At 50.3% G+C, this 15,239-nt stretch carries 13 protein-coding genes; all 13 read right to left on the reverse strand.

Going from position 1 to position 15,239, the window contains the following annotated elements; translation table 11 throughout:
* Positions 1 to 239: 239 nt before the first annotated feature.
* Positions 240 to 1,442, reverse strand: a complete 1,203-nt coding sequence (locus ACFSVM_RS22715) for an FtsW/RodA/SpoVE family cell cycle protein (RefSeq protein WP_076314481.1) — start codon at positions 1,440 to 1,442, stop codon at positions 240 to 242.
* A 186-nt stretch (positions 1,443 to 1,628) separates the two neighbouring features.
* Positions 1,629 to 2,516: a peptide chain release factor N(5)-glutamine methyltransferase gene (gene prmC, locus ACFSVM_RS22720; protein WP_379264743.1), complete on the reverse strand. Its 888-nt coding sequence runs from the start codon at positions 2,514 to 2,516 to the stop codon at positions 1,629 to 1,631.
* 7 nt (positions 2,517 to 2,523) lie between these two features.
* Positions 2,524 to 3,591 (reverse strand): peptide chain release factor 1, encoded by a 1,068-nt coding sequence (gene prfA / locus ACFSVM_RS22725; RefSeq protein ID WP_047912410.1) that lies wholly within the window; start codon positions 3,589 to 3,591, stop codon positions 2,524 to 2,526.
* A 380-nt stretch (positions 3,592 to 3,971) separates the two neighbouring features.
* Positions 3,972 to 5,072, reverse strand: a complete 1,101-nt coding sequence (gene ychF, locus ACFSVM_RS22730) for a redox-regulated ATPase YchF (protein WP_076314479.1) — start codon at positions 5,070 to 5,072, stop codon at positions 3,972 to 3,974.
* A gap of 252 nt (positions 5,073 to 5,324) precedes the next feature.
* Entirely contained in the window at positions 5,325 to 5,801 is a 477-nt protein-coding gene (locus ACFSVM_RS22735; RefSeq protein WP_256209720.1) for a GNAT family N-acetyltransferase, read from the reverse strand.
* 24 nt (positions 5,802 to 5,825) lie between these two features.
* Complete coding sequence (fni, locus tag ACFSVM_RS22740) at positions 5,826 to 6,935, reverse strand: type 2 isopentenyl-diphosphate Delta-isomerase (RefSeq protein ID WP_076314478.1); 1,110 nt, start codon at positions 6,933 to 6,935, stop codon at positions 5,826 to 5,828.
* A gap of 142 nt (positions 6,936 to 7,077) precedes the next feature.
* Positions 7,078 to 8,559: a phytoene desaturase family protein gene (locus ACFSVM_RS22745; protein WP_379264747.1), complete on the reverse strand. Its 1,482-nt coding sequence runs from the start codon at positions 8,557 to 8,559 to the stop codon at positions 7,078 to 7,080.
* A complete protein-coding gene (locus ACFSVM_RS22750) occupies positions 8,559 to 9,773 on the reverse strand; it encodes a glycosyltransferase (protein ID WP_379264749.1) in 1,215 nt (404 codons plus the stop codon). The genes ACFSVM_RS22745 and ACFSVM_RS22750 overlap by 1 nt, the downstream gene beginning before the upstream one ends.
* A gap of 2 nt (positions 9,774 to 9,775) precedes the next feature.
* Positions 9,776 to 10,513, reverse strand: a complete 738-nt coding sequence (locus tag ACFSVM_RS22755) for a lysophospholipid acyltransferase family protein (RefSeq protein ID WP_379264751.1) — start codon at positions 10,511 to 10,513, stop codon at positions 9,776 to 9,778.
* Positions 10,482 to 11,252, reverse strand: a complete 771-nt coding sequence (locus ACFSVM_RS22760) for a carotenoid biosynthesis protein (protein ID WP_379264753.1) — start codon at positions 11,250 to 11,252, stop codon at positions 10,482 to 10,484. Before ACFSVM_RS22760 ends, ACFSVM_RS22755 begins: the two co-directional genes overlap by 32 nt.
* A 1-nt stretch (position 11,253) precedes the next feature.
* A complete protein-coding gene (locus ACFSVM_RS22765; RefSeq protein WP_076314473.1) occupies positions 11,254 to 12,126 on the reverse strand; it encodes a phytoene/squalene synthase family protein in 873 nt (290 codons plus the stop codon).
* Positions 12,127 to 13,587: a phytoene desaturase family protein gene (locus tag ACFSVM_RS22770; RefSeq protein WP_076314472.1), complete on the reverse strand. Its 1,461-nt coding sequence runs from the start codon at positions 13,585 to 13,587 to the stop codon at positions 12,127 to 12,129.
* On the reverse strand, positions 13,584 to 15,134 hold the full coding sequence (locus ACFSVM_RS22775) for a phytoene desaturase family protein (RefSeq protein WP_076314471.1): 1,551 nt from the start codon (positions 15,132 to 15,134) through the stop codon (positions 13,584 to 13,586). Before ACFSVM_RS22775 ends, ACFSVM_RS22770 begins: the two co-directional genes overlap by 4 nt.
* Between the last annotated feature and the right edge of the window lie 105 nt (positions 15,135 to 15,239).

The raw sequence follows: 15,239 nt of genomic DNA on the forward strand, positions 1-15,239 counted from the left end.
TATGTCCCCATTTGCTAGAGTTAAACCTAGCATTTGAAAATTTAAGAGATTCGATTCATTTCGTAAATAACGCCAACTCGTACGTAGAAATGAGACTGCACATAAGGGGATCGAGAGATGGGATGATAGAGTTCATAGAAAGGGAAGTCCGCACTTGTGAAAATAAAAAGAGAAGCACAGTTCTGTGCAGAGCAGCTCCTCTGCGACAGTCCGTACTTCCCTGATTCTTATCTTACTTACTAGGCTCTAGCTTCCTTGCGGCTGAAAGAGCGCTTCTTCTGCTCATTGCTCGATGGAGATGGGATATCATCATCGGTCTCCTGTCCGTGCACCCGAATACTCATGATCAAGCCGATACTTGCCATATTAATCATAAGTGACGTTCCCCCGTAACTAATGAAGGGAAGTGTAATTCCGGTCAGCGGCATGATCCCAATGAAGGCGCCGATATTGACGAACACCTGATACAAATACATCGCCACCACACCGACAATAATGTACGGCCCGGTCCTCTCCTTCGTCTCCAGTGCAATCAAGATCATGCGGTGAATCAGTATAAAGTACAGCAGCAGCAGTACCGATGAACCTACAAACCCGAATTCCTCCGCAATCAGCACAAATATGGAGTCGGAGTAGGTGTACGGAACTCGTCCGGATTGTACTGAGGAGCCGTCCATGAAGCCTTTCCCCGTAATCCCGCCAGATCCGATGGCGAGCTTGGCATTATCGGTGTGCCAGGAGGCTTTGGCTGTCGCCTTCTCGGGAACGAGCCAAGGGTCGAGACGCTCAGCCCAGTGCGTACGGCCGAGTTTGTCTAGATAATCATAGATCGAGTCGTGGTATACCGTATACAGCTTGATGCCGCCGCCCACTATAACAGCGACAATGACAAAACCAATGAGGGCATGAGACGCTTTAACATTCCCGATCCACAAGAGAGCAATCAGTATCACCACATAGGCCAGCGCGTTTCCAAGGTCATTCTGGAGCATGACAAGAGCAAACGGCAAAAAAGTCAGAAGGCCGATTGGCACAACGTCTTTCCAAAAATCCAGCTTCGACTTGTCCCGTTTAATCAGCACAGAGGCGAGGAAAATAACCAGTACCAGCTTGAAGAGCTCTGCCGGCTGAATAGACAGCGGTCCGAGCTGAATCCAGCCGGTCGCATTATTCAGGTTACTTCCGAAGAAGTTCGCTGCGAGCAGCGTAGCCAGTCCGAAGAAATAGATATACAAAGCATATTTGACTAACAGCCGATAATCGACCAGCGTAATTGCAAACATTGCTCCGAAGCCCAGCACATAATAAGCCAGCATCCGAAGATGATGACCTTCTAGTTTCGTGCCGTGCGTGGCACTGTACAAGCTCAAGATACTAATGACCATAAGCAGGCAGATGATAACCAGGATGGAAGCATCCATCTTTTTAAACTTCTGCAGCATGAAGCCGTCCCCCTAAAACGCATCCTGTTTCGGTTCGACACGATAAAGCGTGTATGAAACCATCAGCGCATTTCACAATTCACAATTTTAATTCGACATAATATTACACACTTCATCTATTGTAAGGGATAGATTCGGAAAAAGAAAATCAAGAGGGATTACAATTTCGTAATCCCTCTTCCAGCTTTACCCTTTATTTCTGATTCCCATAACATGACGATCAATTCCAGCGAGATCCGGCACAACAATGATCTCATCCCAGTGGCCGGCCACACGCAGCAGATCGGCCACATCCTCCGCCTGGCCTTGGCCAAGCTCGAAGCCAACGAGCCGCGGCGGCGCAGCGAGCAGGGCCAGCTGCGCCATCATGGTCCGGTAAGGGCCGAGCCCATCCGGACCTCCATCCAGCGCAGTGCGCGGCTCATGCTCGCGCACCTCACGCTGCAGCCCGGCGATATCATCCGCCGGGATATAAGGCGGGTTCGACACCAGGATGTCGACCCGCTCCCCCGCGAAGGGCGCGAGCAAATCGCCCTCGCGAAACTGCACGGCTGCGCCGTTCGCTGCTGCATTCTGTGCAGCTACGGCGAGCGCCTCCGGGCTGATGTCGCTTGCTTCGACATGCCAGCCCGTCCGCTTCACCGCCAGCGTCACCGCAATGGCGCCGCTGCCTGTGCCAATATCTGCGGCCAGCGGTGTTCCGCCGGGCCACAGCCTGTCGCCGTGCAGCATGACCGCCTCGACGAGCAGCTCCGTCTCGGGCCTCGGGATCAGCACGGCGGGACTTACCATAAACGGCAGGCCGTAGAATTCCTGCCGCCCTATAATATACTGGGCCGGTTCCCCCTGGCCCTTGCGATTCACAGCCTCTTCGAATGCCGAAATCCGCTCCGCCGGAAAAGCATCCGGCAGCGCCATATAATAAGCAGCCCCCTCGAGCCCCAGAACGTACTCCAGCAGCAAACGCGCATTATTCTGCGGCTCCAGCACACCACAGTCTTCTAAAAAAGAGGAAGCCTTAAGAAAGGCTTCCCGATTGCTGCTTCCTTGCGGCAATTGAAATTGCAACCGCATCAAAGCTTTATTCCCCTTTTTCCATAATTTCTGCCTGCTCTGCAATGGTCAGGGCGGACAGGATTTCTTCAATCTCACCGTTCATCACTTGATCCAGTCTATGCATGGTTAGACCGATCCGATGATCCGTTACACGGCTCTGCGGGAAGTTGTAGGTACGAATCCGTTCACTCCGATCGCCCGTTCCAACTTTGCTCTTCCGCTCACCTGCATATTTTGCCTCTTCCTCTTGACGCATCATGTCATAGATCCGAGTACGCAGCACTTGAAGTGCCTTTTCCTTGTTGGAGTTCTGGGATTTGCCATCCTGACATGTAGCGACAATGCCCGTTGGTACGTGCGTTACCCGAACGGCCGATTTCGTCGTATTAACGGACTGACCGCCTGCACCACTGGAGCAGAACGTATCAACACGAATATCCTTGTCATGTATTTCAATATCAAAATCCTCAGCCTCAGGCATAACCGCTACGGTAGAAGTAGAGGTATGAATCCGTCCGCCAGATTCTGTCGCAGGGATGCGCTGTACCCGGTGAGCGCCGCTCTCGTATTTCATTTTGCTGTAAGCGCCGCGGCCATTGATCATGAAGATAACCTCTTTAAATCCGCCAAGGTCACTCTCATTCACATCCATCAGCTCGACCTTCCAGCCTTGGGATTCTGCATAACGTGTATACATCCGGTATAGATCTGCAGCGAACAGCGCAGCCTCGTCACCGCCTGCCGCACCACGAATCTCGACAATCACGTTCTTGTCATCGTTCGGGTCTTTCGGCAGAAGCAGAATACGAATCTTCTCCTCGAGTTCCTGCTGGCGGGGAGCCAGCTCATCAATCTCCATCTTCACCATTTCACGCATCTCATCGTCAAGCTTCTCGTTCAGCATTTGCTTCGCTGCATCGAGCTCTTCAACGACAGTTTTATATTCGGTATAAGCCTCATACGCAGGCTGCAAATCCGATTGTTCCTTCGAATAATCTCTCAGCTTCTTGCTGTCACTCGCCACATCCGGGTCACACAGCAGCTCACTAAGCTTCTCATAACGATCCACAAGGGCCTGTAAACGATCCAACATAGTAATCACCTCTTCTTAAGCATCTTTCACATTCGTTCGTATCCGACATTATATTATAAGGTTTAAAAGGTTGTAATGAGGGTATCGCTACAACGTCATCAATCCTTTGTCATTAATAAAAATAATCATACAGTTAAAGCAAGTCTGTCGACTCTTTATTATATCATACGGCAAAGCGCTTGAGAAGATACTGCTGTGAGGATGTATTTGAAGATATTTGAAGATATACTTGAGGATGTAATTTTTTTATAACGCATGCTACTTAGATGTACCGAAGCTAAGAAGCGAGGTTATGAATCAGGCAATTATTCTGCCTATCCATGATTCCACAATAAAGCCCCTGTCTTCCCAACAAAGGAAAGGCAGGGGCCTCTTCATGATTAAACGTTAAAGCGGAAGTGCATCACATCGCCGTCCTGCACAATGTATTCTTTACCTTCCAGTCTCAGCTGACCGCGCTCCTTCGCTCCGTTCATGGAGCCTGCAGCCATCAGATCAGCATAGGATACAACCTCAGCACGGATAAAGCCGCGTTCGAAGTCAGAGTGGATCACGCCTGCTGCGCCCGGCGCCTTCGTACCTTTGCGGATCGTCCAAGCGCGAACCTCTTGAACACCTGCAGTAAAGTAAGTGTACAGACCAAGAAGGCGATAAGCTGCCTTAATCAGGCGGTTAAGACCGGATTCCTCCAGCCCCAGCTCTTCAAGGAACATTTCCTTGTCTTCTCCTTCAAGCTCTGCGATCTCAGCCTCTACTTTAGCACTGATCGGTACCACTTCAGCATGTTCTGCGGCAGCAAATTCCTTCACTTGCAGCACATACGGATTCTCGTCCGCAGTAGACACTTCATCCTCACTAACGTTTGCCGCATATAGTACGGGCTTCATTGTCAGCAGGTGAAGATCGCGAACGACGAGACGTTCGTCTTCTGTCAGCTCCAGGCTGCGTGCTGGTTTGTCTTCATACAGCACTTCCTTCACCTTCTCCAGAACTTCCACTTCCTGAGCGCCCTGCTTGTTGCCGCCCTTCATATTCTTGCGGGCACGATCAATGCGCTTCTCAACACTCTCAATATCAGCCAGAATCAGCTCGAGATTGATCGTTTGAATATCGGATACCGGATCGACCTTGCCATCCACATGCGTAATATTCTCATCTTCAAAGCAACGTACAACGTGCACAATCGCATCGACTTCGCGAATATGAGCCAAGAACTTGTTACCAAGCCCTTCACCCTTACTCGCACCGCGGACAAGCCCTGCAATGTCGACAAATTCAAATGCCGTAGGCACGGTCTTGTTCGGCTGTACCAGCTCTGTAAGTTTGTCCAGGCGCTCATCAGGAACCTCAACGACACCGACATTCGGATCAATCGTACAGAAAGGATAGTTTGCGCTCTCCGCGCCTGCTTGGGTAATCGCATTAAAAAGGGTCGACTTTCCTACGTTCGGAAGTCCGACAATCCCTGCTTTCAAAGCCATGTATTCCTACAACTCCTCAAATAAATATTTGTTTGCAGCGAGCGTATTCGCTGAGAAGAACGTATTTCATAATGGTATGAATCCATTCGTTATAAACGAAGATATCATGAAATTCATTCGAAATGTATGCAAATTACGTGTATAAACTTTCGTGACAATCCCACTAATTATATATGAGAAGCGGTAGACCATCAAGACAAGAAGCGGCTAAAGTCTCCCGTTTGTACATAATTGCCAGCACCAATCGTAAGCCTACAATTCCTTATACATGGTAATGCTCTTCGCCTCATAGCCCATTTTGGTATACAAGCTCATGGCCCGGGCATTATGACCAAATACATGAAGTCCAATCCGTTCAGCCTGTAATTTGCGAGCTTCCTTCTCCAGCAGCTCCATTGTCCGCGTACCGTAGCCCTTGCCCTGATATTCCTCGGCTATATGTATGTCATACAGAAAGGCCTCTCTTACTCCATTCCGCAAGTAGATATTAAACCAGATAAATCCGATGACTTGTCCATCACCTACACTTGAATCGATCAAGTTGTAAAAATAAGCATCCTGGGTAAGGTATCCCTCCGGGAGAATCCGGTGCATATCCTCTAACGCCCGGCTCTCAGCATGCTCAGGCAGCCAGGTTCCGGCTGTAATCTTCTCCTGAGCATATTGTTTCAGAGTAAAGGACATAAAATCCTCAAACTGCAATTTATTCATTGCACTAAGCTCAATCACGATCCAATTCACCTTCCTGCTGATTCAATGTTTGATGAGTCTTGATGTGCCCTGAAGCTCTGCAATCGTTCTTACGCCTATACCAAACATGGCAGCACGCAGCTCGAATTCAACCTGCGCCAATCTCTCATGAAGTGCCTCTTCTGAATGGACGGCGGATTCAAGCAGGGATCTCCCGAACCCGGCCAGATCTGCACCCAGTCCAATTGCTTTGGCTGCATCCACTCCATTCGTCAGTCCGCCGCTGCCAATCAACGCCCTGCCAGGGTTGTACTTACGAACTTCCAGGATGCAATCGCTAGTAGGAATTCCCCAATCAGCAAATGCTTCGGCTGCGGCCTTGCGCATGGGATCCTGATTGCGATACTTCTCCACCTGAACCCAGCTTGTCCCTCCTGCTCCGGCAACATCAATAAATGAAACTCCAGCAGAATACAGCCGGGCTGCTGTGCTTCCATCAATTCCCCAACCCACTTCCTTGACACCGACCGGTACCTCAAGCTTCTTGCATAGAGCTTCAATTCGCTGCAGCAGGCTGCTAAAGTCCGTGTTTCCTTCGGGCTGAAAAACCTCCTGCAGACTGTTCAGGTGCAGGACCAGCATCGATGCACCCGCAATGTCTACTGCCCGCTGACAGGCTTCTGCACCGAAGCCGTAGTTCAGCTGTACCGCTCCCAGATTCGCAATGACAGGTATGGTAGGCGCATTTCTTCGGACAGCAAAGGTATCACTAAGCTCCGGCTTCTCCACAGCTGCACGTATGGAACCCACTCCGAGTGACCAGCCTCTCGCTTCTGCCGCCGCCGCAAGACGTTCATTGATTAAGCCTGTCGTTTTGCTCCCACCGGTCATGGAGCTGATCAGCAGCGGTGTACGCAGCTCTTCCCCTAGGAAGGCGGCGGCAAGACGGATATCGGAGAAGCTAAGCTCCGGCAGTGCCAAATGGCGGAATCGATATTTCTCAAATCCAGTTGATATCCCCTGACCATTCACATCCTCATTCAGGCATAACCTGACATGCTCCATTTTCCGTTCTCCGGTTGGGATCTCAGGCAGCAGATGCTCGCTAACCCGAAATTCATTTGTGCTTGTGCGCTTGTTGTCTTCATGATCCTGATCGGGTCGTCTTTGCATACTCTCCTCTTCTCCTCTCATCACTCCCATGAGTTGTTGTGAGATTGATTTCACATTCTTTATGATCCTGAACTATTATAACGAAATGAATACAGCTTATCGATGTGAGCTTGCTCATCTTTTTTTCATAATCACTAATATCTCAGCCTATATACTTACCCGCTACCTGCTCTCCAACAAGCTGACCGGACAACGTCACAATCGGCGTTCCTCCACCTGGATGTGTCGTTCCTCCGACAAACCATAAATCCTCAATATCCTTGTGCTTGTTACCTGGCCGGAAGAAGGTCTGGTTCACCGTGTTGGAGGATATACCATAGATACCGCCGCGATAGGCAAGTGTATCTTGCTCGATCTGCTCCGGGTTGTAATGGATGATAACTTCGGACTGATCCAGTCCATCTAAGCCTCTTGCTGCGAGTTTATCAAAAATCAGCTGCCGATAGGTGTCTGTATGCTGTTCCCAGCTCCAACCCTCAGACACATACGGGGCATTGGCCAGTATAAATAAGTTACTGCTTCCGTCCGGAGCCATTCCCTTCTCAGAGTAACCAGAATAACACAGATACAGTGTCGGATCCTGCGCCGCCTGTCGTCTCTGAAAGATATCCGTAAATTCATCCTGATAGACCTCAGGGAAAAACACCGTATGATGCAGCAGCTGCTCATACTGCTTACGCACGCCGCACAGCGTTACAAAGCCAGATAATGAGGGCTCGTACCGGGAGATTGCCTTATCATTCATAGACGGGCGATATTGCTCAGGAATAAGCAGGCGGTTCATGCTGAGCACATCTCCATTTACGACCACGACATCTGCGGTGTATTCCCCCTTGTCACTCTGGACTCCTGCCGCTCTCCCATTTCGGATAATCAGCTTACTCACATGCTCCTCAGTATGAATGCGTACCCCAAGCTCTTCTGCCCGCTTTACCATCCCCGTAATGAGGGAAGAGGTCCCTCCTTCTACACCGTAAATACCAAGATCGGCCTCCACATGACCCAGCATGGCGAAGATCGACGGTGTACTGTAAGGGGATGCGCCGATATACGTAGCATACCTCCCCAGCATCATCAGTGTATTCGGATGTTCAAAATATCGACGCAGCAGCGTATCCAGCTTGACGAGCGGCCTTACTCGCAGAAGGCTCTTTAACATGGACAGGCTGTACTTGTCTCTGGGGGTGAGCAGCAGACGATTCAGAAACTTGCCCTCCGCCTCTCTGTACAGTGCTTGGGATTCCTCCATGAATGCCTCATATCGCAGCGCATCCTTCGAACTGTAGACGGCAATCTGCCCCTTCATCTGTTCCCGGTCTTTCGTTAAATCCACTACACTGCCATCCGCAAAAACATTACGTGTACGCGGATCAAGGTTATATAACCGAACGTAGTCTTCCATTGAGACCCCGGACTGCTCAAACACTTGGCGGAACACATGCGGCATCGTGATTGTGCTGGGTCCTCGATCAAAGGTATAGCCCTGTTCCGTAATTCTCTGAAGCTTGCCGCCTGGATGCTGCTGCCGCTCGAGCACAGTAACATCCATTCCTTCCGATGCTAGACGAATGGCGCAGGACAGCCCTCCGAATCCTGCGCCGATAATGACTGCCTTCTTCTTCATTAGTTGTACCTCCGCCCTTTCCACACATAACCTTTGCCTGTGACTGCTCCAAGCCAGGAGGATATTCCGATCAGAATGACACAGGCGATGCTGACCGGATGCAGAAACATGAGCCACAGCGGCTGGCTGTTCACCTGGTCGGCCACCCTCTTCACACCCATGCCGAGCAGAGTGGCAGCTAATCCATAGCCGATGACCAGAGGATCACCTGTCAGTATACCTATGATAAGGCCCATCGGCGGCAGCAGGTACAGCAGGGCATACATGAGCAGCACGAGAGTCAGCAGGAAACCGCTGCGCCCCAGCCCCTCGAACAGGTTCTTCTTATATCCGTTCCATACCTCCCGTGCATTCTGATACATACGGGTATGGGTATGCTGATGGATATCAGCCAAGGTTACCGGCTCCCCTGCGCGTTTTACTGCCCTGGCCAGCTGCATGTCATCGAGCAGATCCGCTTTAATTGCGGCATGCCCTCCGGCAAGCTCATAGGTATTGCGATGAATGAACATAAAAGCTCCGGTCGCCGCAACAAATCTGGCGTCACCCGAGCCTCGTACAAGCCGAATCGGAAGATGGCTGATAATCGTGAATTTCATCATCGGTACGACCAGTTTCTCAAGCCATGTACCTGTAACCTGTCTAGGAAAGCCCGTAACAAGTCCTGTCCCCTGCTGTACTGCGGTGTTCAAAACTGCAGTTATCGCATGGCGCTCAAGCCTTACATCCGCATCCATGAACAGCCACCATGTCCCGGCTGCCTGTTCAGCAAGCTGATGACATGCATGGGATTTGCCCATCCACCCGGGCGCAAGCTCCCTGCCATCTATAATGCGAAGTCGAGAATCCTGCGCAGCCATCTCTTCCAGTATACGCCCGGTCGCATCTTCTGACCGGTCATTGAGGACAAGCACTTCCAGCTGGATACCCTCTGTATCTGCGGCAAGCACGCTGGCCAGACAGTCTCCGATATGCCGCTCTTCATTACGGGCCGGGATCAGGATCGAGACCTTGACCACATCGGAAGCCCTTCCTTTCGCGGCTCCCGATTCCTTTATGGAACCGGATTGGATTGCACGCTTAGAGCCGTGTAATGCAGAGGAGCTCCCTGCATCGCCAAGACGCGGAAGCTGCCTTTTATTCCATATCGAGAAGACCAGCTGTACAGTCAAAATACCGCACAGAATCATGAGCAGATATGCAAGCACATTCATGTCTATTGCTCCCCCCGCTTCACAAACACTTTCTCAAATCGCTCACTCGTTGACCTCTTGCTGTGTATCAAAGATATGTATTCTACTGGCCGTCCGAGAGGAGCAGCCATGATCTCGCGCTTCTGTCTCTCCAGCTGCCCAGTAAGCACGTCCTCCAGTATCCCCGTAATTTCACGACTGGTGTAATCGGACCAGTTCTCTATAATCGGGTGCCCGGCATTCAAGAACGCCTCAGGCTTATCCCGGCTGTACAAGCCGTGTACAAGAGTTACCGGTATTACAGCCGTGTTGGGCAAGCGCGACAGCAGCAGTCCGACCCCGCGCTCGAAGCCAAGCGGACGAACATCCTGATGCCGGATTTCCCCTTGCGGGAAGATCCAGACTCTATGACCTGCGGATAACAGCTCACGTGTGTAGTTTAACGTTTGGCGCACTTCCCCCGTATCGCCTTTGCGTATCGAATAGGCGCCAAGCTTCCGAAAGAACGCAAATTTGTGCAGCTGCTCCTCCTCCATCATCACATAGTGCTCACCAGAAGACAGCCGCTGCAGCGCATGGTGCACAAGCAGTCCATCCCACCAAGAGCTGTGATTCATGATGTAGAGGACAGGCAATTTGGAATCTGCAGGATCCAGCTGTCCGCGAATACCAATATAGCTGAATCTGCGCTCAAGCAAGTATTTTTCATTGTATATCGAGAACAGCTTGTTAAAGAATCGGGACTTGTTTGCGGACAGCATATTGATGACTCCCCTCTGCTACAAAGATGGCAACAGCCGCAATGATGGTAGAACCGTACAGTCCATCTTGAAGCGCCAGCAGCCCAAACAATAAAATGAACATTTGGTACAGCAGCTTCCCTCTGCGCTGGAGAGACGGATTGTAGTCAATCGGAGGCAGCAGCAGGGACAAAATTGCGCCCATAATGAACCAGCTGGAAAAATTCGTCCACGGCACCCCGTAGAATCCGCCCACCCCCTCCCAGCTCCAAAATTCCCGCTGATGCATAACAGGGTCCAGTACCAGATCCATCACAAGAGCCCATGTTCCGACCTTCAGTGCTCGAATAAGTCTACCTCTTACACCATGACCACCACCGCTCAGCAGCGCAGCATTTCCTACTACAGCAATCCATGCAAAACCGAGTGTGAACGGCACCGAAAATACATGGAAGCCGAACAGAAATGAATAGCTGTATTCACCAAATGGCCAGCCGCTGTGGACTCCCAACCACTCTACGCCCATTCCACCTAGCCACATGAGGAAGGCAATTAGCCATACAGCAGGTCTTCTCCACCATTCATGAGGCTGATTAGACATGGCGGGGTTCAGCTGTCTACCAAACACAAGACTGAGCGCACACAATGCGTAGAAGACGAGGAATAATCCATTAGAGAAGTTCAAATATTCAGGAACACCAATGGTCAGCAGCAGCACTGCACCAATGCTGTACCATATCCAATATACAATCTGAATCATCTTAGGACACCGCTGCTTTATTACGCTTGCCAGAGCGCTTCTTATGCTTGGCCGCAAGCTTAAGGAAGAGCTTCATTTTTCGCTCATCTGTTACAAATGCCCGCTTGGTATACACATCATATTGATTCACCTCTACCGCATCCAGAATGGAAGCATAGAACGAGGCTGCCAGCTCTACAGCAAAGCCGCTGAGCGGCGGATACGTATCAACATCGGCCAGCCCCTCTTCAAACCACCGGCTTGCGATCTCTTGTAATTCCCGAATGACGGAGATAAAGCGTTCATCCACAATTCCCTCATCAAAATCCTTCATCGTATAACCGTGTCTGACCATCAGCTCCATCGGAATGTATCTGCGGTTACGAGCCTTGTCCTCACCGACATCGCGTATAATATTCACAATCTGCATCGCCTTGCCAAGCGCAATACCCGAAGTCATGGCGGATACACTGTTATCATCGCGAAGAACAGGAAGCAGCATCTCTCCTACCGTGCCTGCTACCAGATAGCAGTAATGCTCCAGCTCCTCCATCGTAGAATAGTGCGTTAGAGTCAGGTCCGAGATCTGCCCCTCCATTTGGCGGAAGAAGGGCTCCTTCGTCAGATTCGGAAATTCTCCGAACAGCCAGCGAAGGGCCGGCCATATGAAATGTCCCTCAGCCTGATCCAGCTCTTTCAAATGATGCTGCAGCTGAAAAATGGAATACGGCGCTTGGTCCGGCTCATCTACACTGTCATCGATCAGACGACAGAAGGCGTAGATAACGAAGACCGCTTCCCGTCTTGGGCTGGGCAAACCGCGAAAGGCATGGTAAAACGAAGCAGAGCCCTTTCGTATCATTTCCTCACAGCGTGATATAATCGCTTCATTCATTTATCCCATCTCCTTTATCAACTCGTTTGCACATAACCTTGCGCCTTGCATAACAATCGGTATTCCACCGCCTGGGTGAACAGAGGCTCCTGCTGCGAACAAGCCTCGAATGTTCGGATACGGCTTGGGCTGTGGCCGATAGACGCCGGATTGAAACAAGACCGGAGCTATGCCGAAGCTGCCGCCGCCGTATAACCCGTCTCGTCTGGCATCCTCTGGTGTGCGAATCTTGCGCCATCGGATGGCTTCTCGAAGCCCGGAAAAAGCCTTCATCTCAGCAGCTTCCAGCACTTTATCCACTATAGCTTCCGCATCTTTCCAATCTTCTATTCCTTCAGCATTGGGCACAGGTATAAGGAAGTAGAGTACGCTGTGTCCTTCAGGTGCAGCTGTCTCATCCACAGCAACCGGATTAAATGCATAGAATGAAGGGTTGTCCGGCAATGATCGTTTCAGGAACACTTCCTTCATATTGGATACAAAACGATCTGGCAGAAAGAACTGATGCGCCGTTGCTTCAGGAAATCTCTTATCTACCCCCAGATAGACGAGGAGACAGCCAGACGAAGCGGTATACTTTCTTCTAGTTCGGATCTTCCCGTTCATCAGCTTCGATATTTCGGGAAAATCCCCATTATAAACGACGGCATCATATAAGGCAGGGCCCTGAGGAGTAATGACACCCTTGCATTCCCGATTCTCCACAATAAGCGTCTCCACTTCCTCATTCAGCCGAATCTCCCCGCCCCGTGCCAGCAGCTCATCCGCCAGCAGAGAAGCAAGGGAAGCGTAACCGCCTCTTACCATCCAGACTCCAAATTGATGCTCCGCATAGGGAAGCAGCGTATAAATGCCAGGGGTAGATAATGGTGAGCCCCCAATATACAAGCTTTGCAGCGAATAAGCATCCTTGAGCTGCTCGTTATTAAAATAACGGCCCATCGCAGATCTTAAGCTGGTATATGCCCTCATATCCTTCAATAGCCGAGTGACTTCCCGTGTATAGAAGTCTCTCCTTCTCGGAAACGGCCGTTCAAGGATCGTACTTACTCCTGATGGAAAGAGCGGGTCCATGTCCTCCATGAAACGCTGAAAGCCGGCACCCTCACCCGGAAACACACGATTAATCTCCTCGATCTGTTCCTCACGGTCAGACCACTTCGACAGAACCTTACCGTCCTCAAAATAGAATCGATGCATCGGATCACAGCGGATCAGATCTATACGGGATCTATCAATACCCGCTTCCTCGAGAATGCCGAGCAGCATCTCCGGCAGGAGGACGATCGTAGGACCCTGGTCAATCCGGTAAGGTCCCTCTTCCTCATATGCGAGGCGGCCTCCTACACGAGCGGCCTTCTCGTAGATCGTCACTTCAAACCCTTGTTTTGTAAGAAGCAGAGCGGTCGTTAATCCTCCAACACCTGAGCCGATAACGGCTATTTTCTTGGTTGTGCTCATGACAATTGCCCCGCTTCCCTAGCTTTGCCCATATAGTTCTTCCTTGGATGCTTGCGTGCATCAGCCTCCTGAATGAGCCTAACACTGATCTTGGCTGATTCAAAAATCGTAGGCAGCCCGCTGCCTGGATGCGTTCCTCCACCAACCAGGTAGAGACTCTCCAATTCCTCAAATTGATTATGGGGCCTTAGATACATCATTTGATCAAGCCCATGGGCCAGGTTAAATAAGGCTCCATTATAGATATCAAGCTCCTCTTCCCACTGAAGGGGAGTGAAGAACATTTCTTCCTCAATATGCTCGGACAGCCCTTTCAGCTCAGGAATTTGCTCGAGGCGGTTCATCATTGATTGCCTGATTTCTTCCCTCTGCGCTTCCCAGTCAATGTCTGCTGTCGTATTCGGAGACGGCATCAGCACGTACAGCGAAGATTTTCCAGGAGGAGCCAGTGTCGGATCCAGCACTGACGGGTTATGTATATAGATAGAAGGATCTGCAGACAGCGTTTTGTGCACTGTCATTTCATCGACATTCTTCCGATAATCCGCTGCGAAATGGACGGAATGATGCGCCAGATCAATCTTCTTGTTCACACCCAAATAGAGCATCGCACCTGAACAGGAATACTTTTTGTTACGAATCTTCTCAGGCGTATATTTCTTCAGTACACCAGGCTCAAACAGTTTGACCATAGACGAGGAAAAATCAGCATTCAGTACCACATGATCGGCATATACCTTTTGTCCGTCATCCAGTAGTACCCCTGCTGCTCTTCCTTCCTCCACCAAAATCTTCTGCACGGGCCTCGAAGTATGAATCCGGCCGCCGTGCTCCTTGATGACTTCCTCCATGGCGCGAAACACCTGATTCACACCGCCCTGCGGATGATGAAGCCCGAAATGATGCTCTATATAAGACAGAATCGTAAAGGTACCAGGACAATCCCAAGCAGACATACCTAGATATTTTGCCTGAAAAGTGAAGCCCCAGCGAAGACGTTCATCCTTGAAATAACGGGATAATCTCCCGTACACGGTATCGTTCAAATGCAAATAAGGCAGGGCTCTGACTGCGTCCGATTTAAGATAATCCGTCAGCTTGCCAAAAGGTCTGCGTAATAGCGGCTCCACCTTCTCATATTTAGCCTTCTCATCCTTCATGAATCGAAGATAATTGTCCTCGTCCCCAGGGAACACACGGGCAATCTCCTTCGCGGTCTTCGCTTCATCACTCGAAGGAGCGAACACTTTGTCCCCAAAATGAAGAGTATACAGCGGGTCCAGCTGCTGCATATCCACATAGTCATGGAGTGAACGCCCGACTTGTGTGAACATTTCTTCTATTAGATGAGGCATCATCAGGAAAGTAGCACCTCGGTCAAATTTATACTCTCCCAGCGTTAATCTCGCAGAACGCCCCCCGATCACAGGCTGCTTCTCGTACAGATCCACTTCATAGCCTTGCCCTGATAACAGCATCGCTGCTGCCAAACCGCCGGGTCCAGCTCCAATCACAATGGCTTGCTTTTTCTTATGTACAGGCTTCATGTTTTAGGCACACCTTTCTATGTATTTATTAAGATTGGCGGTTATGCTAGACAATATTCATAGACTTTCCAAAATATACTTTCTAAAAGTTAGATAACCAGTATA

Origin of the sequence: Paenibacillus shunpengii, from assembly GCF_042684905.1 — a bacterium.
GTDB lineage: Bacteria > Bacillota > Bacilli > Paenibacillales > Paenibacillaceae > Paenibacillus > Paenibacillus shunpengii.

Bases quoted from the DNA above. Each gene is read 5' to 3' on its own strand.
- prmC (WP_379264743.1), bottom strand. From the start codon at position 2,516: ATGCGGTTGCAATTTCAATTGCCGCAAGGAAGCAGCAATCGGGAAGCC.
- ACFSVM_RS22745 (WP_379264747.1), bottom strand. From the start codon at position 8,559: ATGAAGAAGAAGGCAGTCATTATCGGCGCAGGATTCGGAGGGCTGTCC.
- ACFSVM_RS22765 (WP_076314473.1), bottom strand. From the start codon at position 12,126: ATGAATGAAGCGATTATATCACGCTGTGAGGAAATGATACGAAAGGGC.
- ACFSVM_RS22775 (WP_076314471.1), bottom strand. From the start codon at position 15,134: ATGAAGCCTGTACATAAGAAAAAGCAAGCCATTGTGATTGGAGCTGGA.
- ACFSVM_RS22755 (WP_379264751.1), bottom strand. From the start codon at position 10,513: ATGCTGTCCGCAAACAAGTCCCGATTCTTTAACAAGCTGTTCTCGATA.
- ACFSVM_RS22760 (WP_379264753.1), bottom strand. From the start codon at position 11,252: ATGATTCAGATTGTATATTGGATATGGTACAGCATTGGTGCAGTGCTG.
- ACFSVM_RS22750 (WP_379264749.1), bottom strand. From the start codon at position 9,773: ATGAATGTGCTTGCATATCTGCTCATGATTCTGTGCGGTATTTTGACT.
- ychF (WP_076314479.1), bottom strand. From the start codon at position 5,072: ATGGCTTTGAAAGCAGGGATTGTCGGACTTCCGAACGTAGGAAAGTCG.
- fni (WP_076314478.1), bottom strand. From the start codon at position 6,935: ATGCAAAGACGACCCGATCAGGATCATGAAGACAACAAGCGCACAAGC.
- ACFSVM_RS22715 (WP_076314481.1), bottom strand. From the start codon at position 1,442: ATGCTGCAGAAGTTTAAAAAGATGGATGCTTCCATCCTGGTTATCATC.
- ACFSVM_RS22770 (WP_076314472.1), bottom strand. From the start codon at position 13,587: ATGAGCACAACCAAGAAAATAGCCGTTATCGGCTCAGGTGTTGGAGGA.
- prfA (WP_047912410.1), bottom strand. From the start codon at position 3,591: ATGTTGGATCGTTTACAGGCCCTTGTGGATCGTTATGAGAAGCTTAGT.